At 63.7% G+C, this 20,833-nt stretch carries 17 protein-coding genes; 6 read left to right on the forward strand and 11 right to left on the reverse strand.

What is annotated here, in order from left to right:
• The first annotated feature begins 74 nt into the window (after positions 1 to 74).
• The 5 genes from BMY30_RS05860 (at position 75) to BMY30_RS05880 (ending at position 5,680) form a co-directional block, all read left to right on the forward strand.
• Complete coding sequence (locus BMY30_RS05860) at positions 75 to 293, forward strand: hypothetical protein (protein ID WP_089711528.1); 219 nt, start codon at positions 75 to 77, stop codon at positions 291 to 293.
• A gap of 272 nt (positions 294 to 565) precedes the next feature.
• Complete coding sequence (locus BMY30_RS05865) at positions 566 to 1,960, forward strand: YcjX family GTP-binding protein (RefSeq protein ID WP_089711530.1); 1,395 nt, start codon at positions 566 to 568, stop codon at positions 1,958 to 1,960.
• Positions 1,957 to 3,027 (forward strand): YcjF family protein, encoded by a 1,071-nt coding sequence (locus BMY30_RS05870; RefSeq protein WP_089711532.1) that lies wholly within the window; start codon positions 1,957 to 1,959, stop codon positions 3,025 to 3,027. Before BMY30_RS05865 ends, BMY30_RS05870 begins: the two co-directional genes overlap by 4 nt.
• An 80-nt stretch (positions 3,028 to 3,107) precedes the next feature.
• A complete protein-coding gene (locus tag BMY30_RS05875) occupies positions 3,108 to 3,548 on the forward strand; it encodes a universal stress protein (RefSeq protein WP_089711534.1) in 441 nt (146 codons plus the stop codon).
• A gap of 191 nt (positions 3,549 to 3,739) precedes the next feature.
• Positions 3,740 to 5,680, forward strand: coding sequence for an exoribonuclease II (locus BMY30_RS05880; RefSeq protein WP_089711536.1), 1,941 nt, complete (start codon positions 3,740 to 3,742; stop codon positions 5,678 to 5,680).
• Between the two features lie 68 nt (positions 5,681 to 5,748).
• On the opposite strand, the gene BMY30_RS05885 is transcribed toward BMY30_RS05880, so the two are convergent.
• The 10 genes from BMY30_RS05885 to sdhC form a co-directional block, all read right to left on the reverse strand.
• Positions 5,749 to 6,639: an urea carboxylase-associated family protein gene (locus BMY30_RS05885; RefSeq protein WP_089711538.1), complete on the reverse strand. Its 891-nt coding sequence runs from the start codon at positions 6,637 to 6,639 to the stop codon at positions 5,749 to 5,751.
• A gap of 93 nt (positions 6,640 to 6,732) precedes the next feature.
• Positions 6,733 to 7,605 carry a succinate--CoA ligase subunit alpha gene (gene sucD, locus BMY30_RS05890; protein ID WP_089711540.1) on the reverse strand — a complete coding sequence of 291 codons (873 nt, stop codon included), beginning with the start codon at positions 7,603 to 7,605 and terminating at the stop codon, positions 6,733 to 6,735.
• The gene (sucC, locus tag BMY30_RS05895) at positions 7,605 to 8,771 is read right to left on the reverse strand and encodes an ADP-forming succinate--CoA ligase subunit beta (protein ID WP_089711542.1); all 1,167 of its coding nucleotides are present in this window, start codon (positions 8,769 to 8,771) and stop codon (positions 7,605 to 7,607) included. The genes sucD and sucC overlap by 1 nt, the downstream gene beginning before the upstream one ends.
• 139 nt (positions 8,772 to 8,910) lie before the next feature.
• Positions 8,911 to 10,347, reverse strand: a complete 1,437-nt coding sequence (gene lpdA / locus BMY30_RS05900) for a dihydrolipoyl dehydrogenase (protein ID WP_089711544.1) — start codon at positions 10,345 to 10,347, stop codon at positions 8,911 to 8,913.
• A 49-nt stretch (positions 10,348 to 10,396) separates the two neighbouring features.
• Positions 10,397 to 12,022: a 2-oxoglutarate dehydrogenase complex dihydrolipoyllysine-residue succinyltransferase gene (gene odhB, locus BMY30_RS05905; RefSeq protein ID WP_089711546.1), complete on the reverse strand. Its 1,626-nt coding sequence runs from the start codon at positions 12,020 to 12,022 to the stop codon at positions 10,397 to 10,399.
• 39 nt (positions 12,023 to 12,061) lie between these two features.
• Positions 12,062 to 14,890, reverse strand: coding sequence for a 2-oxoglutarate dehydrogenase E1 component (locus BMY30_RS05910; protein WP_089711548.1), 2,829 nt, complete (start codon positions 14,888 to 14,890; stop codon positions 12,062 to 12,064).
• A gap of 222 nt (positions 14,891 to 15,112) precedes the next feature.
• Positions 15,113 to 15,823 carry a succinate dehydrogenase iron-sulfur subunit gene (locus BMY30_RS05920; RefSeq protein ID WP_089711551.1) on the reverse strand — a complete coding sequence of 237 codons (711 nt, stop codon included), beginning with the start codon at positions 15,821 to 15,823 and terminating at the stop codon, positions 15,113 to 15,115.
• A 12-nt stretch (positions 15,824 to 15,835) separates the two neighbouring features.
• A complete protein-coding gene (sdhA, locus tag BMY30_RS05925; protein WP_089711553.1) occupies positions 15,836 to 17,608 on the reverse strand; it encodes a succinate dehydrogenase flavoprotein subunit in 1,773 nt (590 codons plus the stop codon).
• A gap of 3 nt (positions 17,609 to 17,611) precedes the next feature.
• Positions 17,612 to 17,959, reverse strand: coding sequence for a succinate dehydrogenase, hydrophobic membrane anchor protein (gene sdhD, locus BMY30_RS05930; protein ID WP_089711555.1), 348 nt, complete (start codon positions 17,957 to 17,959; stop codon positions 17,612 to 17,614).
• Entirely contained in the window at positions 17,953 to 18,330 is a 378-nt protein-coding gene (gene sdhC, locus BMY30_RS05935) for a succinate dehydrogenase, cytochrome b556 subunit (RefSeq protein WP_211607254.1), read from the reverse strand. Before sdhC ends, sdhD begins: the two co-directional genes overlap by 7 nt.
• Positions 18,331 to 18,776: 446 nt before the next feature.
• On the opposite strand from sdhC, the gene gltA reads away from it, so the two are divergent.
• Positions 18,777 to 20,063 carry a citrate synthase gene (gltA, locus tag BMY30_RS05940; protein WP_089711559.1) on the forward strand — a complete coding sequence of 429 codons (1,287 nt, stop codon included), beginning with the start codon at positions 18,777 to 18,779 and terminating at the stop codon, positions 20,061 to 20,063.
• Positions 20,064 to 20,528: 465 nt separating this feature from the next.
• Here the strand turns inward: gltA and BMY30_RS05945 are convergent.
• Positions 20,529 to 20,833 (reverse strand): zinc ribbon domain-containing protein (locus tag BMY30_RS05945; protein ID WP_139195481.1); only part of this gene is annotated, 305 nt, incomplete at its 5' end.

Consider the following 20,833-nt stretch of genomic DNA (forward strand, 5'->3'; position numbering starts at 1 on the left):
TCGTCCCGGGCTGGAGCTGATAACATCACAGGTTAGCCGCCTCATTTCCCCTGTCCACCACCGAAGGAAGCTCCATGACCCCTTACGCACTGCTGCAGATGTTGGGTTACGTCTTCAACATCCTCGGCCTGCTGGTCTGCATCGGCGGCCTGACACTGGCCCACCGCACCGACCGTCGCCTGCTCGGCGGCAGCCTGGCGGTATTGGGATTCATGATCGCCGCGACTCCCATGCTGGTCCAGCTCTTCGGACTGGTCGAACCCGTGCCGGTGAGTGCCCCGCCGACACGCTAGTGAATATGCCACCACGGGCGGAGCCGCATCGTTTCATGACCCTGCACCTTGTCAGGCACGCGACCGACCCGCACATTAGCTCAGGAGCCTGTCGGATTTGACCGATCGTCGCGAGAAAGTCGGATTTTGAGACAAGTTTATCGATCTGATGAGGCGAATAGCCCGCTATTTAACGAATCAGATCGAATGAGATTGGCCGAAAGACCGGCTCTCGTAGTAGATCAGCGTTAAGTCCGACAGGCTCCTAGCCTACGTCCCTGCAAGGATTGCCCATGCGCACCCCGCTGACCCGTGAACTCCATGACCTGCTCGAGCGCGGCCGTGACCGCCAGCTGCGCCTGGCGGTGACCGGCCTGTCGCGCTCGGGCAAGACGGCCTTTCTCACTTCGCTGGTCAACCAGCTACGCCATGCCGGCCTCGAGGCGCGACTCGACCTGCTGCCGGCCGCCCGCGAGGGGCGACTGCTGGGGGCCCGGCGGATACAGCAGCAGGACCTGGGCGTCCCTCGCTTCCCCTACGACCAGGCGATGCTGGCACTGGACGACCAACCACCGCGGTGGCCCGAGGCGACTCGCGGTATCAGCGAACTGCGCCTGGCGATCCGCTACCGGCCGGCCCGGCGTGGCCTGCTCGGCGTCGAGACACGCCAGCTTACCCTGGACCTCTTCGACTACCCCGGGGAGTGGCTGCTCGACCTGCCGTTGCTGGACCATGATTACCTGAGCTGGAGCCGCGCCCAGCGACATGACGGCGACGGTGAACGGGCCGCCCTATTCACCGACTGGCACCGGGCGGTGGCCGATCTCGACCCGGCCGAGGAGGTCGACGAGGCACGCCTGGCCGAGATCGCCGAGCAGTATGCGAAGGGACTGCGCGCCGCGCGGGAGGCCGGCTTTGCCGACCTGCAGCCGGGGCGCTTCCTGCTGCCCGGCGAACTCGAGGGGGCCCCGGTGCTGCAGTTCTTTCCCCTGCCGGGCATCGCCGAAGCCGATCGCGGGGAGCTTGCCGCCCTGCCGGCCGAGAGCCTCTATGCCACTCTCGCCCGGCGCTTTCGCCACTACCAGCAACACATCGTCAAGCCCTTCTATCGCGAGCACTTTCGTCGCTTCGACCGCCAGATCGTGCTGGTCGACGTGCTCGGGGCGCTCAATGCCGGGCCGGAGCGCTTCGAGGACCTTTCCCGCGCCCTGTCGAATTTGATGCAGAGCTTCGATTACGGCCGGCGCAGCCTGCTGACGCGGCTGTTCGCCCCGCGCATCGACCGCCTGGCCATCGCCGCCACCAAGGCCGACCATGTCACCCCCGAGCAGCACGGCCGGCTGGTCGCCCTGCTCGAGGCCCTGCTCGCCGACCCGCTCAAGGACCTGCGCTTCGCCGATGTGCCGGTCCGGGCCCTGTCGCTGGCGGCGATTCGCGCAACGCAGAGCCGAGAAGTGAACCAGCAGGGGCGCCGCTCCCCGGCCCTGCAGGGCACCACCCTGGCTGGCGAGTCGCTACTGATGTTTCCCGGCGAGGTCCCCGACCGTCTGCCAGCGGCGGACTTCTGGTCCCGCCAGGGCTTCGATTTCACGGCCTTTCGCCCCTTGCCCCGCGACAAGGGAACGCCATTGCCACACATCCGCATGGATGCCGCCCTGGACTGGCTGATCGGAGACAAGCTGTCATGAGCCCTAACCACGAACAGGATCCGCGCCCGGGCAAACGCTTCACCCTCGATGACACCACCGCTCGAGATGCCGATGCCCGGGACCCCCGCCCAGGACAGCACTACGATGCCGGGCTGCCGAGCCAGCCCCTGGTCGACCCTCAGACCGATGCGGCCCCCGGCGAACAGGCGCTGGGGGATGACCTGATGCGCCCACGCAAGCGGCGCTGGGGGCTGCTCGCCCTGCTCGGCGGCAGTCTGGGTCTGGGGGCGGCAGAGGCCGCCCGGACCCTGCAGGCCGCCAGTCTCGGCAGTGACTGGCTGGCCGGCGGCTGGAGCCTGCTGCTGCTGCTGGCGCTGGGACTCGGCGGCTCGGCCATCCTGCATGAACTCTGGCGCCTGCGCCGCCTGTCTCGCCATGCTCAGCTCCGCGAGCATCTCGCCGCCCTGCCCGAGGCTACCCCGGCCCGGGCGATGTCGCTGGCCGGCCAGCTGCGCCGCGACCTCGACCTGGACGACGACCACCCCCACTGGCAGGCCTTCCTGATGGCGCACGAGCCCCACCATGACGGACGTGACATCCGCTCCCTGCTCATCCATCACCTGCTCGCCCCTCGGGATCGTGAGGCCCGCCGGCTGATCTCGCGGATGTCCGGCGAGACGGCGGTGATGGTGGCGGTGAGCCCCCTGACCCTGGTCGACATGGCGCTGGTCGCCTGGCGCCACCTGGCGATGGTCGATCGCCTATGCCGGCTCTATGGACTGGAGCTGGGCTACGCGGCCCGCCTGCGACTACTGCGCAGCGTGCTCTACCAGATGGCCTTTGCCGGGGTCAGCGAGATTGCCAGCGAGGCGAGTATGCAGATGTTGTCGATGGACCTGGCCGGAAAGCTCTCGACCCGAGCCGCACAGGGCCTCGGCGTCGGGCTTTTGGGCGCACGCCTCGGCCTGCGTACCCAGCGCCTGGCCCGGCCGTTGGATTTCGCAACGGACGAGGCGCCGCACATGGCCGACCTGCGCCGCGACCTCTGGCAGCAATTGCGCCGCCTGGAGGCTGGCGAAGAGAAGACTAAGGCGCGCCAACCTTGATCAAGATCATGACACTGCGCCATCAGGTGACTAGGCTCCTGGGTAGATACCCCCGCCATCAGCTTTGAAGGAGGCCCACCATGTACCAGTCCATCCTGGTTCCAGTCGACGGCTCCGAACATGCCAAGAAAGCCCTGTTGGTGGCCTGCCAGTTGGCCCAGCAGGAGAGCGCGACTCTGCATCTGCTGCACATTCCCGAGGAACTCGCCCACGAGACCACCCTGGTCTGGGGCATCGGCGCCATTGCCGTCGAAGCCTCACGGGAGGAGCGCGAAGCGGCCGGCAAGCAGGTCGTGGATCGGGCCGAACAAGCGGCCCGTGAACTCGGTGCCAGCGACATCGAGACGATGATCCGCCAAGGTGACCCGGCCCGCACCATCATCAGCGAGGCCCGCCTCTGCAAGGTCGACGCCATCGTCATGGGCAGCCGGGGGCTGAGCGACCTCAAGGGGCTGGTGGTCGGCAGCGTCTCCCACAAGGTCAGCCACGCCGCCGACTGCACCGTGATCACGGTGCACTGACCTCAGACGACGAGTCGGCCCTTGGCCACCCACCAACGATCGCGAAAGGGCTTTCTCGACCGGACGGCGGCTCATCTCTGGTTGAGGCGCCATCGCAAGCGATTGATTCCCCTTGGCACCCCGGCACGCCATTTGGCGCCGAGGATGCGAATCCGTATAGTGGCCCCCTTATCCGCCAACCGATCGTGACCATGCTGCAGAACAATTCGGCGCTTGCTCAACTCAAGCAACAGATCCGTTCCAACACCCCTCGCGTCGAGGGCGTGATTAAGGCCACCGACAGAGGCTTCGGCTTCCTCGAGACCGACGACGGCGAGTCCTACTTCGTCCCGCCCCCCGCCATGAAGCTGGTGCTGCATGGCGACCGCGTCGAGGCGGTCGTCCACGAGGAGGGCGATAAGAAATCGGTCGAGCCGGAAAAGCTGATCGAAACCGGCATGCAGCGCTTCATCGCCAGAGTTCAGCTCCGCGAGGGGCGTCTCGCCGTGATTCCCGACCACCCGGTGATGAAGAATGCGCTCAAGGCCCGTATCAAGCGCAGCCTCGATGAAGCGAGCATCGCCGATGGCGACTGGGTGGTAGCCCGCCTGGTGCGTCACCCCCTCAAACCCGATGATCGCGCTTTCTTCACCCAGATCGACGAGCTGGTGGCCAAGACCGACGACCCGGCCGTGCCATGGCGCGTGACCCTGGCCCGCCATGCCCTGGAGCAGGAGTGCCCGGACGCCGGTGACGACTGGCCGCTACTCGATGAGGGCCTCGAGCGTGAGGACCTGACAGCCGAGCCCTTCTTCACCATCGATAGCGAGAAGACCCGCGACATGGATGACGCCTTGCGTATCCAGTCCCGCGAGGATGGCGGCTGGTCGCTGACCGTGGCCATCGCCGACCCCACCGCCTACGTGGAGGAGGGGCATGCCGCCGATCTGGAGGCCCGCACACGCGCCTTCACCGTCTACCTGCCGGGTCAGAATGTCACCATGCTGCCCGAACAGCTGGCCGATGACCTCTGTTCGCTGTGGGAGGACAAAAACCGCCCGGTACTGGCCTGCACCCTAGAGGTGGGCGCCGACGGCAGCCTCGGCGACTACCGTTTCTTCGCCGCCACCGCGCGCTCCCATGCCAAGCTCGCCTACGACTGGGTCTCCGACTGGCTCGAGGGTCAGGGTAACTGGGCACCGACCGACGAGATCGGCGAGCAGCTCAAGGCCCTTGAGGCCATGACCGAAGCGCGCAGCGCCTGGCGGGCGGCCCACGCCCTGGTGTTCAAGGACCGCCCCGACTTCGTCTTCGACCTGGATGAAGCCGGCAATGTCCTGGACATCCGCACCGAACATCGGCGCATCGCCAACCGCATGATCGAGGAGTCGATGATCGCCGCCAACGCCTGCTGCGCGCACCTGCTCGCCGAGCATGTCGGTCATGGCATCTTCAACGTCCACCGCGCCTTCGAGCCAGAGAAAGCCGAGGCTGCCCAGGAATTCCTGGCCAGCCAGGACATCCAGGTTGAGCGCGAGCAACTCACCGAACTGCCCCGCTACACCGAGCTCAAGCGCGAGCTCGAGGGCCGCGACGATGCCTGGATGGATGCCCGCCTGCGCCGCTTCCAGGGCTTCACCAGCATGTCCGCCCAACCCGGCCCGCACTTCGGCCTGGGGCTCGCCGCCTATGCCACCTGGACTTCGCCGATCCGCAAGTACGGCGACATGGTCAACCATCGACTGATCAAGCGCGTCCTCAAGGGCGAGCAGGCCCCGGCCGAGGCCAGCCAGGAACTCACCGAGCAGTTGACCGAGCGTCGCCGGTTGAACCGCATGGCCGAACGCGACGTCAAGGACTGGCTCTACGTGCGCTACCTGACCCCGGCCGCCGAGGCCCAGCAGACATTCGAGGCCGAGGTTATCAACGTCAACCGCGGTGGCATGCGGGTTCGCCTGACCGCCAATGGCGCCACGGCCTTCATCCCGGCCCCGCTGATGCACAGCGACCGTACCAAGGTGGTGATCGACGACAAGGAGGGGCGCATCCAGATCGAGGGCGAGGAGCGCTTCAAGCTCGGCGACGTCATCCAGATAGTGCTGACCGAGGCCCGCGAGGAAACCCGCTCACTGGTGGGACGCCCGGTCGACTGAAGCCACGCAGAGAGGCAAGAGTGGGCAAGTTAGGAGCGCCCCGACCGCCAGTCGGGGCGCTTCTCGTTTCATGTCTCCTTACCTTGTTTTCCCGAACCGAAGCGCCTGTGCTTCTCCGCCGTCCAGTCGACGGTCGGGGCTGACATGCCGTGCCCGCCACGATAAGGCGCATAGGTCGGCGGCTCCCAGCCATCCAGCAGCTCCGGTGTGAGCCGAAAGACCTCGACCCCGATGGGGTGGCAGGTTTCCAGCGGATCGCGGGCGTCGGGGCCCCAGAGGTCGACCGAAAGATCGCCGCCAGGACAACACGACAGCGCGCACAACAGGTCAACTTCGGCGAACAACTCGATGTAGTCACCCTTCCGGGCCGGACAGGCCTTCATGAAGTACTGGTCATCCTCGTTGAGCCCCGTGCATTGGAAGACATTGAGCACGTCATGCACGTCGAACTCGGTGAGGCCGAAGGGAGCCACCGCTCGCACCAGGTTCGAGTGACAGTGGTGATCGAAGTCCTCGCCGGTCAGCAGCTTGTTGACGTAGGGATCACAGCGGGTGCCGAGCAGATCATGGACACGCCCGCCGTCTTCGTCCTGCCCGTATCCGGCGAGAGTATCGTCGATGATCGTTGCCATGGGGCGCAGATACGGCAGCGTCGACCACAAGCGATCGAACGTCGACACATGGGCGCGCTGCAGCTGGCGAGTGCGTGAGGCCCAGAAACGCTCCCGCGGGTTATGGCGATGCCACAAGTTGAAATCCCCCACCTGCGGCCCATCCAGCGTCGATAGGCGCACGACATGGCCCGCCGGCACCTCCCACGCCAGGCCCTCGCGAATCGGCACGGTCAGTTGATTGACGAGCGTTCTCGCCTCAGGCGCTATCAGACGGGTATAGAAGTCGCGGTCCACGTCGAGAATGGAGCCTTGGGTAGCGCGATAGGCGGCGGGCACTCGGGACATGAGCTTATCTCCTGATTATCTTGCCGGCATCCGACAGCAGAAAGGGCACCCACGGGTGCCCTTCCACTTCAAGCGATGGCAAGTCGTAAGCTTTTACCAGCCAGTCGCCTCCTTCAGTGCATCGCCGATCTCGGCCAGCGAACGCACGGTCTTCACGCCTGCGGCTTCCAGGGCAGCGAACTTCTCGTCCGCGGTGCCCTTGCCACCGGCGATGATCGCCCCGGCGTGGCCCATGCGCTTCCCGGGAGGCGCGGTGACACCGGCGATGTAGGAGACCACCGGCTTGGAGACGTTGGCCTTGATGTAGGCCGCTGCCTCTTCCTCGGCGGTACCACCGATCTCGCCGATCATCACGATCGCCTCGGTCGCCGGGTCCTTCTCGAAGAGCTCGAGGATGTCGATGAAGTTGGAACCCGGGATCGGGTCGCCGCCGATACCCACGCAGGTGGACTGGCCAAAGCCGTGGTCGGTGGTCTGCTTGACGGCTTCATAGGTCAGTGTGCCGGAACGCGACACGATACCGACCTTGCCCGGCTTGTGGATGTGACCCGGCATGATGCCGATCTTGGTCTCGCCGGGGGTGATCACGCCGGGGCAGTTGGGGCCGATCAACTGCACGCCCAACTCGTCGCACTTCACCTTGACGTCGAGCATGTCCAGCGTCGGAATGCCTTCGGTGATGCAGACGATCAGCTTGATCCCGGCATTGGCCGCCTCGAGGATGGAGTCCTTGCAGAACGCGGCCGGCACGTAGATCACGCTGGCCTCGGCGCCGGTCTTCTCCACGGCCTCCTTGACGGTGTTGAACACCGGCAGGCCCAGATGCTCCTGGCCGCCCTTGCCCGGGGTCACGCCGCCGACCATCTGGGTGCCGTAGGCGATCGCCTGCTCGGAATGGAAGGTACCCTGGCCGCCGGTGAAGCCCTGGCAGATGACCTTGGTGTTCTTGTCGATCAGGATGCTCATTACTTGCCCTCCGCTGCCTTGACGACCTGCTGAGCCGCATCGGTCAGACTGGTAGCAGCGATGATGTTCAGACCGCTGGACGCCAGCTTCTCGGCACCCAGCTCGGCGTTGTTACCTTCCAGACGCACCACCACCGGCACGTTGACACCGACCTGCTCGACGGCACCGATGATGCCCTCGGCGATCATGTCGCAGCGCACGATGCCGCCGAAGATATTGACCAGGACGGCCTTCACGGAATCGTCGGAGAGGATGAGCTTGAAGGCCTCGGCCACGCGTTCCTTGGTGGCACCGCCGCCCACATCGAGGAAGTTGGCCGGCTGGCCGCCGTTGAGCTTGATGATGTCCATGGTGCCCATGGCCAGGCCGGCGCCATTGACCATGCAGCCGATGTTGCCTTCCAGGGCCACATAGTTGAGTTCCCAGGCAGCCGCCTCGGCTTCGCGCTCGTCTTCCTGAGACGGGTCACGCATCGCCTGCAGGTCCGGATGGCGATACAGGGCGTTGCCATCCAGATTGATCTTGGCATCGAGGCAATGGAGATTGCCGTCGTCGGTCACCACCAGCGGGTTGATCTCGAGAAGCGCCAGGTCCTTGTCATGGAACAGCTTGGACAGACCCAGGAAGATCTTGGTGAACTGCTTCACCTGGTTGCCGGAGAGGCCCAGAGCGAAGGCGAGCTCGCGCGCCTGGAACGGCTGCGCGCCGACCAGCGGGTCGATCTCGGCCTTGAGGATCTTCTCGGGCGTCTCTTCCGCGACCTTCTCGATTTCTACACCGCCCTCGACGGAGGCCATGAAGACCACGCGCCGTGTGCCACGATCGACCACGGCGCCGAGGTAGAGCTCATTGGCGATATCGGTGCAGGTCTCGACCAGGATCTTGGTGACCGGCTGACCGTTCTCGTCGGTCTGGAAGGTCACCAGGTTCTTGCCCAGCCAGGATTCGGCGAAGGCCTGGGCCTCCTCCGGGCTCTTGATCAGCTTGACGCCACCGGCCTTGCCGCGCCCACCGGCGTGGACCTGGGCCTTGACCACCCACTTGTCGCCACCGATCTTCTTGCAGGCTTCCGCAGCCTCCTCGGGGGTGTCGACGGCGAAGCCCTTGGAGACCGGCAGGCCATAGTCGGCAAACAGCTGCTTGCTCTGATACTCGTGAAGGTTCATCGATTCATGCCATTGGTTGCATGTGACTCGAACGATGACACGGCTCGCCGCCTCTGGGCAGCGATCGCCGTGTCACCACCGTTCGCCTCCGATACTTGGCCGGAAGCGATGCGCCACCTGCCGGTGGCGCTTGTTGTCCTTACTTCTTCTTGCGGTTGGCCATGTGGATGGCATGGCCTTCCACCGCCAGGGCTGCCTCGTGCACCGCTTCCGACATGGTCGGGTGAGCATAGCAGGTCAGCGCCAGGTCCTCGGCGCTGGAGCCGAATTCCAGAGCAATCACACCCTGGGCGATCATCTCGCCGGCGTGCTGGCCGACGATATGCACGCCCAGCACGCGATCGGTCTCCGCGTCGGCGATAATCTTGGCCTGCCCCTCGGTGGCATTGTTGGCCATGGCACGACCGCTGGCGGCGAAGGGGAAGGAGCCCGTCTTGACCTCGATGCCCTTGGCCTTGGCCTCCTGCTCGGTCAGGCCCACCCAGGCCACTTCCGGGAAGGTATAGACGACGTTGGGGATGGCATCGTAGTTCATCTCGGCCTTATGGCCGGCGATGATGTCGGCAACCATGATGCCTTCTTCCGAGGCCTTGTGCGCTAGCATGGGGCCGCGCACGCAATCACCGATGGCATAGACGCTCGGCACGCTGGTACGGCACTGATCGTCGACGTGGATGAAGCCGCGCTCGTCGGTCTCGATGCCCACGCCATCGGCAATCACGCCCTTGGTGTAGGGCTTGCGACCGACACAGACGATCAACTTGTCGAAGGTGGCTTCCTGCTCGCCCTTGGCGTCGGAGTACTTGACGACCACTTCTTCGCCCTTGATCTCGGAGCCGGTGACCCTTGCCCCCAGCCGAATATCCAGGCCCTGCTTCTTGAGCAGCTTCTGGGTCTCCTTGGCGATGGCGCCATCGACCATCGGCAGGAAGTCGTCCATGGCCTCGAGCACGGTGACCTCACTGCCCAGGCGGCTCCACACGCTGCCCAGTTCGAGGCCGATGATACCGGCGCCGATCACGCCCAGACGCTTCGGCGTCTCCTGGAATTCCAGAGCACCGGTGGAATCGACCACCATGCCTTCCTTCAGCGGCGTCGGGGGAATCTCTACCGGCACGGAGCCAGCTGCAACGACGATGTTGTCGGCGTCATAGGTGGTCGCCTTGCCGTCCTGGTCGGTCACCTCGACCTGTTTGGAGGAGATCACCTTGCCGGTGCCCTCGATGGCCGTGACACCATTGGCCTTGAACAGACCGGAAATGCCGCCGGTCAGATTCTTAACGATCTTGTCCTTGCGGGCCATCATCTTCTTGACGTCCATGCTGACGTCGCCCGTCTCTATGCCAAGGTCGGCGAAGTCGTGCTGGGCCTCGACGAACTTGTGGGACGCCTCGAGCAGCGCCTTGGAGGGGATGCAGCCCACGTTCAGGCAGGTACCACCGTGAACGACCTTGCCTTCCTTGCCGATCCATTTCTCGACGCAGGCAACCTTCAGCCCCATCTGGGCGGCACGGATGGCGGCAACGTAGCCCCCGGGGCCCGCACCGATCACGATCACATCAAACTTGTCAGCCATATTGGCTCCTTCGTTGCTTGTCGCTGAAGAGCGTAGTGTGTCCCGTGGCTCAGATGTCCAGCAGCAGGCGTGCCGGATCCTCGAGCAGCTCCTTGATGGTGACCAGGAACTGGACCGCATCCTTGCCATCGATCATGCGGTGGTCGTAGGAGACCGCCAAGTACATCATCGGACGGATCTCGACCTTGCCGTTCACCGCCATGGGGCGCTCCTGGATCTTGTGCATGCCCAAGATCGCGGTCTGCGGCGGGTTGATGATCGGGGTGGACATCAGCGAGCCGAAGATGCCGCCGTTGGTGATGGTAAACGTCCCCCCCTGCATCTCGTCGATGCCCAACTTGCCGTCCCGGGCCCGCTTGCCGAAGTCGACGATGCTCTTCTCGACGTCGGCGATCTTCATGGTGTCGGTATCACGCAGAACAGGCACCACCAGACCACGGGGGGTGGAAACCGCCACACCGATATCCTGGTAGCCGTGATAGACGATGTCGGTTCCATCGATGGAGGCGTTGACGTCCGGGAAGCGCTTGAGAGCCTCGGAGGCGGCCTTGACGAAGAAGCCCATGAAGCCGAGCTTGGTGTCGTGAGCCTTGAGGAAGGTGTCCTTGTACTGGGCGCGCAAATCCATCACCGCCCCCATGTCCACCTCGTTGTAGGTGGTCAACATGGCGGCGGTCTGCTGGGCCTGGACCAGGCGCTTGGCGATGGTCTGGCGCAGGCGACTCATCGGCACGCGCTTCTCGGGGCGCTCGCCCTCCACGGCCGGAGCCGCGGCTGCGGCAGCCTGAGCGTCGCCGGCAGACTTGGCCGACTTCTTCGCGGAACCTTCCTTCACTGCTCGCTGCACGTCTTCCTTGAGAATGCGACCACCCTTGCCGGTGCCCTCGATGGCATTCACGTCGAGGTCATGCTCAGCCACCAGCTTGCGCGCGGCCGGTGCTAGGATCTTGTCGCCTACCTTCTCGTCGCTCGCTCCGTCATCGGCGGAGGCCGCGGCCTTGCCCTCACCGACCTCCGCAGCGCCATCGCCACCGGCGCCTTCGGTGAAGATCGCCAGCACCTGCTCCGAAATGACCTGGCTACCCTCCTCGGCCTTGACCTCGGAGAGCGCACCGTCGGCCGGGGCAACGACCTCGAGCACGACCTTGTCGGTCTCGATCTCGGCCAGCACCTCATCGCGCTTGACCGCTTCGCCGACCTGCTTGTTCCAGCTGGCCACGGTGCCTTCCTGGATCGACTCGGGGAAGGTCGGTGCCTTGACCTCGTGGCTCTTGCCGCCGGCCGCCGGCTTGGCCTTCTTCTCGGACTCGGCGCCATCCTCCTTCTTGGCCTTGGCGTCATCCTCCTTCTTGGCCTTGGCGTCATCCTCCTTCTCGGCCTTGGCGTCATCCTTCTCGTCGGCCTTCTTGGCGTCCTGCTTGTCGCCACTGGAAGCCTTGCCCTCGCCGATCTTGCCCAGCACCTGCTCGGATTCCACGGTGTCGCCTTCTTCCACCAGCACCTCGTTGAGGGTGCCGGCTTCGGGAGCCACAACCTCGAGCACTACCTTGTCGGTCTCTATCTCGACGATCAGCTCGTCACGCTCGACGCTGTCGCCGGGCTTCTTGTGCCAGGCCGCCACGCTGCCCTCGGCGACGGATTCCGGAAAGGTAGGTGCCTTGATATCGGTAGCCATGTCGTTTCCCTTGTCTGTTCTCTCTTCCCGGTGGGCGCCTCAGAGGTTGAAGGCGTCTTCCACCAGCTGGCGCTGCTGTTCGGTATGCACGGACATGTAGCCCGCCGCGGGCGCCGCGGATGCCGGACGACCGGCAAACTTGAGCTTGCCGCCCAGGCCGTCATGCAGCATGTCGGCCACGGCCCGCATGTGATGCTGACTCGAATACCAGGCGCCCTGGTTGAGCGGCTCCTCCTGGCACCACACCACGTCGGTGACGTTGGCGTAGTCCTTGACCGCCTCGAGCAGCTCTTCCTTGGGGAAGGGGTAGAGCTGCTCGATGCGCAGGATCGCCGTGTCTTCGCGGGCGTTCTCCTCACGCCAGTTGGCCAGGTCATAGTAGACCTTGCCGGCGCACAGGATGATGCGCTCGACCTTCTCAACCTCGAGCTTACCCTGATCGGGCAGCACCATCTGGAAGCTGCCATCGGCCAGCTCCTCGAGACTCGAGATCGCCGACTTGTGGCGCAACAAGCTCTTGGGCGTCATTACCACCAGTGGCTTCCTCAGCGAGCGGATCACCTGGCGACGCAGCAGATGGAATATCTGCGCCGGGGTGGTCGGCACGCAGACCTGCATGTTGTGCTCGGCACACATCTGCAGGAAGCGCTCGAGACGTGCCGAGGAGTGTTCGGGCCCCTGCCCTTCGTAGCCATGGGGCAGCAGCATGGTCAGCCCGCACAGCCGCTCCCACTTGGTCTCGCCGGAGGAGATGAACTGGTCGACCACCACCTGGGCACCGTTGAAGAAGTCGCCGAACTGGGCTTCCCAGATCACCAGATCATTGGGAGCGGTCGTCGAGTAGCCGTACTCGAAGGCCAGCACCGCCTCTTCCGAGAGAAAGGAATCGTGAATGGTGAAGCGAGGCTGGCCGTCGGCCATGTGCTGAAGCGGCACATAGGCCTTACCATCCTTCTGGTTGTGCACCACCGCGTGGCGATGGGAGAAGGTGCCACGACCGACATCCTGGCCGGTGATGCGTATCGGATGGCCTTCGTCGAGAAGCGTGGCGTAGGCCAGGGTCTCGGCGAAGCCCCAGTTGGCCGCCAGGCCACCAGCCTGCATCTTGCGTCGATCCTCGTAGATCTTGGCTACCTGACGCTGCACCTCGACCCCGTCGGGGACTTCGCACATCTTCCCTGCAAGACGCTGCAGCAGCTTCATGTCCACGGTAGTGTCGGCATGGCCGGTCCACTCATGGCCCAGATAGGGGGTCCAGTCGACGAACAGCGACTTGTTGGGCTTCTGCACCAAGGCGTTGGCCACGTGATTGCCGGCCATGAGGTCGTCCCGGTACTTCTCCATCATGGCCTTGGCATCGTCATCGGTGAGCAGCCCTTCGCTGACCAACCGCTCGATGTAGCGGCTCCTCGAGGACGGGTGGTCCTTGATCTTGCTGTACATCATCGGCTGGGTGCCGGAGGGCTCGTCAGCCTCGTTATGACCGCGGCGGCGGTAACAAACCAGATCGATGACCACGTCGCGATTGAACTGCTGGCGATAGTCCAGAGCCACCTGAGTGGCATGCAGCACGGCATCGGGATCGTCGCCATTGACGTGGAAGATGGGCGCCTGGACCATCTTGGCGATGTCGGTGCAGTACTCGGTGGAGCGCGAGTCTTCCGGGTGGGAAGTGGTGAACCCCACCTGGTTGTTGATGACGATATGCACCGTACCGCCGGTCTTGTAGGCACGGGTCTGGGACATCTGGAAGGTCTCCATGACCACGCCCTGACCGGCGAAGGCCGCGTCGCCATGGACGTTGATCGGCAGCACCTTGTTGCCGACCGGGTCATCGCGGCGGTCCTGACGGGCCCGCACCGACCCCTCCACCACCGGGGCAACGATCTCCAGATGGGAAGGGTTGAACGACAGTGCCAGGTGCACCTCGCCGCCCGGTGTCATGACATTGGAGCTGAAACCCTGGTGGTACTTGACGTCACCCGAACCGCGCTCGATGACCTTCTTGCCGTCGAACTCGTCGATCAGATCCGTGGGGTTCTTGCCCAGAATATTGACCAGCATGTTGAGGCGACCGCGGTGGGCCATGCCGATCACCACTTCCTTGGTGCCGTAGCCGCCGGCACGCTGGATCAGCTCATCCATCATCGGGATGAAGACCTCGCCACCCTCGAGGCCGAAGCGCTTGGTCCCCGGGTACTTGGAGGCCAGGTAACTTTCCAGGCCCTCGGCGGCCGTCAGCCGCTCCAGTACGTGCTTGCGCACCTCCGGGCTGAAACTGGGTGCCGAGCGCACCGATTCGAAGCGCTGCTGCAGCCAGCGCTTCTCCTCGGTGTCGACGATATGCATGATCTCGCAGCCGATGGAGCGGCAGTAGGTCTGCTCCAGAGCGCTGACGATCTCCTTGAGTGGCGCCTTGTCCATGCCCAGGAAGAAGGAGCCGGTCTGGAACTCGGTGTCCAGGTCGGCCTTCGAAAGCTGGTGGAAGGAGAGGTCGAGATCGGGAACGGGAGAGGGGCTTCGCAGGCCGAGCGGGTCGATATCGGCCTTCTGATGCCCGCGGAAGCGGTAGGCATTGATCAGCTGGAGAACCTTGACCTGCTTCTTGTTCTCGCCACTGTCGGCAACGGCGCGGGCAGTGCGCGGATGGCGACCCAGCTGGTAGAACTGCTCGCGAATCGGCTCAAGGGGGACATCGTGGCTGGCCCCACCCTCGGGTCGCGGCAACTGGTCGAAGTACTGGCGCCATTCGTCGGGAACGGCGGAAGGATCATCGAGGTACTGTTCGTAGAGCGCTTCCACATAGTGGGCATTGCCTCCACTCACGTGGGAGGAGCGCCACATCAACTCCATTATTCCTTGTTGCATCGCTTGGTCACCCTGCACTGATGGGGTGGTATCGGCGCCGACACGACTCGACCGCATCGACATCGCTGATGCCCTGCCGGAGCGAGGGCATCGTGAATTCCATGGTCAAGAGCCGGTGCCCAAGGCACCGGCTCCAGGCATCATGCGCCGCACCGGACTCGTCTGCGGCCTCTTGCCGCAGCCCGAGAGCCAGGAACATGATAACAAGCTGGACGCCACGATTTAAGTGGCATCAGCCAGCAGCATCTCGCGAATCTTGCCGATCGCCCGCGTCGGATTGAGTCCCTTCGGGCAGACAGCGACGCAGTTCATGATCCCGCGGCAACGGAACACGGAGAACGGGTCCTCGAGCTCCGCCAGGCGGTCGCGGGTAGCCGTATCCCGGGAGTCGGCGAGGAACCGGTAGGACTGCAGCAGGCCGGCCGGACCGACGAACTTGTCGGGGTTCCACCAGAACGAGGGACAGGCGGTCGAGCAGCAGGCACACAGGATGCATTCATAGAGGCCGTCGAGCTTGTCACGCTCCTCCGGCGACTGCAGGCGCTCGATGGCCGGCGCCGGCTCGTCGTTCTGCAGGTACGGCTGGATGCGCTCGTACTGCTGGTAGAACAGCCCCATGTCGACCACCAGGTCGCGGATCACCGGCAGGCCCGGCAGCGGACGCAAGGTCAGCTTGTTGCTCTTCACCACTTCGGAGAGCGGAGTGATACAGGCCAGGCCGTTCTTGCCGTTCATGTTCATGCCGTCGGAGCCGCACACGCCCTCGCGACAGCTGCGGCGAAAGGCCAGGCCATTGTCCTGTTCCTTGGCCAGATGCAGGACGTCGAGCACCATCAGGTCGCGGCCCTGGGTGTCGACCTGGAACTCCTGCATATAGGGCGCGGAGTCGGTTTCCGGGTTGTAGCGGTATAGGGATACCTGAAGCTTGGACATCGTGACTCCCCCTTAATAGGTGCGGACTTTCGGCTCGAACGTGTCGACGGTCTTGGGTGCGAAGTTCACATCGCGCTTGCCCAGTCGCTTCTCGGCCGGGAAGTAGAGCGAGTGCTTCAGCCAGTTGACGTCGTCGCGGTCGGGGTAGTCGTAGCGGGAATGCGCGCCACGGCTTTCCTTGCGCTCCAGGGCCGCGATGGCGGTGGCCTCGGCCACTTCCATCAGGTTATCCAGCTCCAGCGCCTCGACGCGCGCAGTGTTGAAGGTGTTGGACTTGTCCGGCAGGTAGGCATTGGCGATGCGCTCGCGCAGCTCCTCGAGGCGCTTGACGCCCTCGACCATGTTCTTCTCTTCGCGGAACACGCCGAAGGAGGTCTGCATGATGTCCTGCAGCTCTCGCTTGAGCTCGGGGACGGTCTCGCCCTCCTCGGAGTCGTTCCAGCGCGTGATGCGCTTCATGGCAGACTCGACGTCGGACGCGGAGGCATCGAGGTACTCGATGCCTTCGTTGAGCGCGCCCTCGATGAACATGCCGGCAGCACGGCCGAACACCACCAGGTCGAGCAGCGAGTTGCCGCCCAGACGGTTGGCACCGTGAACCGATACACAGGCCGCCTCGCCGCAGGCGAACAGGCCATTGACGATATGATCGTTGCCGTCGGCGTCCTGCATGATCGCCTGGCCGTGCACGTTGGTCGGGATCCCGCCCATCATGTAGTGGCAGGTCGGCACGACCGGGATCGGCTCCTTGGCCGGGTCGACATGGGCGAAGGTCCTGGAGAGTTCGACGATACCGGGCAGGCGCTTGCCGAGGACTTCCTCACCCAGGTGATCCAGCTTGAGGAAGACGTGGTCGCCCTTCTCGCCGCAACCACGTCCCTCGAGGATCTCCATGACCATGGAACGGGCGACCACGTCACGACCGGCCAGGTCCTTGGCGTTGGGCGCGTAACGCTCCATGAAGCGCTCGCCGTCCTTGTTGACCAGGTAGCCACCCTCGCCGCGACAGCCTTCGGTCACCAGGGTCCCCGCACCGTAGATGCCGGTCGGGTGGAACTGCCACATCTCCATGTCCTGCATCGGGAAGCCGGCACGCAGTGCCATGCCGATGCCATCACCGGTGTTGATCAGGGCATTGGTGGTAGAGGCGAAGATGCGACCCGCCCCGCCAGTGGCCATCACGGTGGCCTTGGACTTCACGTGCACCACTTCGCCGGTCTCGATGTCCATGGCGATGCAGCCCACCACGTCGCCGTCGGCGTTCTTGACCAGGTCGACGGCATACCACTCATTGAGGAAGGTGGTGTTGTTCTTCAGGTTATTCTGATAGAGCGTGTGCAGCAGGGCGTGGCCGGTGCGGTCGGCGGCTGCGCAGGTGCGTGCTGCCTGGCCGCCCTTGCCGAAGTCCTTGGACTGGCCACCGAACGGACGCTGGTAGATGCGGCCGTTGTCGAAGCGGGAAAACGGCAGGCCCATGTGCTCGAGCTCGAACACCGCCTTGGGGCCCTCGGAGCACATGTACTCGGAGGCATCCTGGTCGGCGATGTAGTCGCCGCCCTTGACGGTGTCGTACATGTGCCAGCGCCAGTCGTCGTCGGGATCCGCGGAGGCGATGGCACAGGTGATGCCGCCCTGGGCAGAAACAGTGTGCGAGCGGGTCGGGAAGACCTTGGACAGCACGGCGGTCTTCTTCCCGGACTTGGCCAGTTCGAGAGCGGCCCGCAGGCCGGCACCGCCCCCGCCGATGATAATGGCGTCGAAAGACAGGCTACGCATGGTGGACATGAATCAGGCTCCCCACAGAACGGTGATGCCCCAGACCAGGAACACGAAGATGGCCAGGATGATGATGAGCTGGACGGCGAGGCGCACGCCGGTCGACTTGAGATAGTCGGTCGTCACGGTCCATAGACCGATCCAGGCGTGGGCGGCCAACGATATGAAGGCCAGCAGCGAAAAGATGCGCATCCAGGTCTGGGAGAAGAGACCGCTCCAGGCCGCGTAGTCCAGGCCGGAGCTGAGCAGCAGGAAGCCGACGATAAAGAGGGTATAGAGCGCCAGGACGATGGCCGAGACGCGCTGGAGCAGCCAGTCGGAGAGACCGCTGCGCCCGAGGTTCGTGATGTTGGTTACCATACCCAGACTCCAGCCAGAATGATCAGGACCACGCTCACCACCACGGTGATCTGCGACTTCTTGACGCCGCCCTCGAGGGTCACGCCGATATCCACGTCCATCAACAGGTGCTTGATGCCGGCCACGAAGTGGAAGGCCAGGGCGGACAGCAGTCCCCAGGCGACCAGCTTGGCCAGGAAGTTGTGGGCCAGGGCGTCACTCACGGCCGCGAAACCGGCCGGCGAGGAGAGCGACGCATCGAGCGCCCAGAAGGCGAAGATCAGGCCGATGAAGAGGATGACGCCGGTGATGCGATGAGCGATCGACGTCAGGGCGGGAAGAGGGAACTGTATCGTGGACAGATCCAGATTTACGGGTCGTTTGCTATTCACGGCTCTACACACTCTCTTGGCCCGCTGTTCGGTCGTCGGACAAGGCCCGAGCGGGCGGTGGTTTCGGGAAGGGACACGATCGTGGCCGAGTTGGACACGACCACCGGTTCCTGCCAGTCGCGCGCTAAGATTATAGGGACATCCCCCTGCCATGACAAATCGACACAGAGTGTACTCGACCATGGTGGAAGGCCGATTTCTCGGCGCTGACGGCCTTTAGCCAGACGTCTATAGGCGCGGCGCCAGGCCTCGGCGCACCGCCATGGTGCGAAGCACCATTTACTGTACAAATGCCATACATTTAGCGAGATAACGTACAACGTTAAGCGCGCAATGGTGCAATTGACAATCGCTGACACACTTCTATAGTGGGCGAACCTTTTCGCCGGCACCATCAGCGGAATGACGACTTAATCGTCCCACCATGAACTCGAGAGGAGGCCAGTATGGCTGACAGGAAAGCGACATTGACGGTAGACGGTCTGGAGAAGCCGATCGACCTGCCGATCTACTCTGGCACCCTGGGCCCCGACGTCGTCGACGTACGCGGCCTCGGTGCCGAAGGCCTCTTCACCTATGACCCCGGCTTCATGGCAACCTCCTCCTGCCAGTCGGCGATCACCTATATCGATGGCGGCAAAGGGGTGCTGCTGCATCGCGGCTACCCGATCGACCAGCTGGCGAAAGAGTCCGACTTCGTCGAGCTGAGCTACCTGCTGATGTTTGGCGAACTACCCGACGACACGCAGTACGAGAGCTTCAAGTCCCGCATCACCAACCACACCATGGTTCATGACCAGATCAACAACTTCTTCAAGGGCTTTCGCCGCGACGCCCACCCGATGTCGATCCTGTGCGGCGTGGTCGGTGGCCTGGCGGCCTTCTACCACGACCATCTCAACATCAATGTTCAGGAAGATCGGGAGATCAGCGCCATCCGCCTGATCGCCAAGATGCCGACCATCGCGGCGATGTCCTACAAATACAACATCGGCCAGCCGTTCAACTACCCGCGCAACGACCTGAACTATGCAGAAAACTTCCTCTACATGATGTTCAGCAACCCGTGCGAGAAGTACGAGATCAACCCGGTCTATGCCAAGGCCATGGACCGCATCTTCATGTTGCACGCGGATCACGAGCAGAACGCCTCCACCTCCACGGTGCGCCTGGCAGGCTCCACCGGCGCCAATCCCTTTGCCTGCATCAGCGCCGGCATCGCGGCACTCTGGGGTCCGGCCCATGGCGGCGCCAACGAGGCGGTGCTCAACATGCTCGACGAGATCGGCGACGAGTCCGAAGAAAACATCCAGCGCTTCATCGACAAGGCCAAGGACAAGGACGACCCCTTCAAGCTGATGGGCTTCGGCCACCGCGTCTACCGCAACTTCGACCCGCGCGCGAAGGTGATGAAGGAAACTTGTGATGAGGTGCTGGCCGAGCTGGGCATGGCCGATGACCCGCAGCTGAAGATCGCCAAGCGCCTGGAGCAGATCGCCCTGGAAGACGAATACTTCATCGAGCGCAAGCTCTATCCGAACGTCGACTTCTACTCCGGCATCATCCTCAAGGCCATGGGCATCCCCAAGAACATGTTCACGGTGATCTTCGCCGTGTCGCGGACCATCGGCTGGATCTCTCACTGGCACGAGATGATCAGTGAGCCTTACAAGATCGGCCGGCCGCGTCAGCTCTACATCGGCCACACCCAGCGTGACTACCCCACCCGCTGAGTGCGACAGCACCGCTCACGCCTGCACCGCCAGGAAGAAGGCCGCCCTCTCGGGCGGCCTTCCACGTTTGCGACCTGCGGTGACCCCTCAGTGGCTTAATACCGGAAGAGAGGAATATCCATTCATTCAGGTTGACATCATGGCGGAGAGACGTGCTCTGACGGCGTCGTCCGTTTTCCACACATTCTGTGGATAAACCTGTTAAAAACCTCTCGAAAAGGTCGCGGAATCGCCATGAACAGCGGAGCTGGCTTAGATTGATCAATTTTTAACCTATCGCAAGCCATTGAAATAAAAGGATTAAACTAGGAAGCCAGCAACCATGCGGGTTCGGGGCGATACTGTACACAGGTCGACCCGAAGGGTGCGGGAAAGTGGACAAGTCAAGGGGGATGTCAAGCCAATATCGGCCAAAATACCAATGCGTGACTGCTCCCCTCCCGAGTGGGCGGGGCTTCCCACTTCTCAGGCAGCAACCGGCGACATGCCGGATTTACGCGAGCCTCCATGGGCAGAGACCGACAATCCTTCAGCCTTCAGCTTGATAATGCCTTGATGCTTGATGTTCAGTGCCGCGTTGATGTCCCGGTCATGGGGCGCATGGCAGGCGGGGCACTCCCATGACCGGATGCTCAACGGCATGGCGTCGACCTTGTGCTGGCAGACATGGCAGGTCTTGGAGCTGGCAAACCACGGATCGATCTTGACCAGGTATTTCCCCTGCTCCTTGGCCTTGTAGTCCAGCTTGGTGGTCAAGGCGTGCCAGGAGG

This window comes from Halomonas daqiaonensis, assembly GCF_900109725.1.
In the GTDB taxonomy this organism is placed as follows: Bacteria; Pseudomonadota; Gammaproteobacteria; order Pseudomonadales; family Halomonadaceae; genus Halomonas; species Halomonas daqiaonensis.

What these genes read in the sequence shown, in the direction of transcription:
- BMY30_RS05865 (WP_089711530.1), top strand. Translation starts at nt 566, where the DNA reads ATGCGCACCCCGCTGACCCGTGAACTCCATGACCTGCTCGAGCGCGGC.
- BMY30_RS05875 (WP_089711534.1), top strand. Translation starts at nt 3,108, where the DNA reads ATGTACCAGTCCATCCTGGTTCCAGTCGACGGCTCCGAACATGCCAAG.
- BMY30_RS05910 (WP_089711548.1), bottom strand. Translation starts at nt 14,890, where the DNA reads ATGCAACAAGGAATAATGGAGTTGATGTGGCGCTCCTCCCACGTGAGT.
- odhB (WP_089711546.1), bottom strand. Translation starts at nt 12,022, where the DNA reads ATGGCTACCGATATCAAGGCACCTACCTTTCCGGAATCCGTCGCCGAG.
- BMY30_RS05920 (WP_089711551.1), bottom strand. Translation starts at nt 15,823, where the DNA reads ATGTCCAAGCTTCAGGTATCCCTATACCGCTACAACCCGGAAACCGAC.
- lpdA (WP_089711544.1), bottom strand. Translation starts at nt 10,347, where the DNA reads ATGGCTGACAAGTTTGATGTGATCGTGATCGGTGCGGGCCCCGGGGGC.
- sdhA (WP_089711553.1), bottom strand. Translation starts at nt 17,608, where the DNA reads ATGTCCACCATGCGTAGCCTGTCTTTCGACGCCATTATCATCGGCGGG.
- BMY30_RS05880 (WP_089711536.1), top strand. Translation starts at nt 3,740, where the DNA reads ATGCTGCAGAACAATTCGGCGCTTGCTCAACTCAAGCAACAGATCCGT.
- sdhD (WP_089711555.1), bottom strand. Translation starts at nt 17,959, where the DNA reads ATGGTAACCAACATCACGAACCTCGGGCGCAGCGGTCTCTCCGACTGG.
- BMY30_RS05870 (WP_089711532.1), top strand. Translation starts at nt 1,957, where the DNA reads ATGAGCCCTAACCACGAACAGGATCCGCGCCCGGGCAAACGCTTCACC.
- BMY30_RS05885 (WP_089711538.1), bottom strand. Translation starts at nt 6,639, where the DNA reads ATGTCCCGAGTGCCCGCCGCCTATCGCGCTACCCAAGGCTCCATTCTC.
- sucD (WP_089711540.1), bottom strand. Translation starts at nt 7,605, where the DNA reads ATGAGCATCCTGATCGACAAGAACACCAAGGTCATCTGCCAGGGCTTC.
- BMY30_RS05860 (WP_089711528.1), top strand. Translation starts at nt 75, where the DNA reads ATGACCCCTTACGCACTGCTGCAGATGTTGGGTTACGTCTTCAACATC.
- sucC (WP_089711542.1), bottom strand. Translation starts at nt 8,771, where the DNA reads ATGAACCTTCACGAGTATCAGAGCAAGCAGCTGTTTGCCGACTATGGC.
- gltA (WP_089711559.1), top strand. Translation starts at nt 18,777, where the DNA reads ATGGCTGACAGGAAAGCGACATTGACGGTAGACGGTCTGGAGAAGCCG.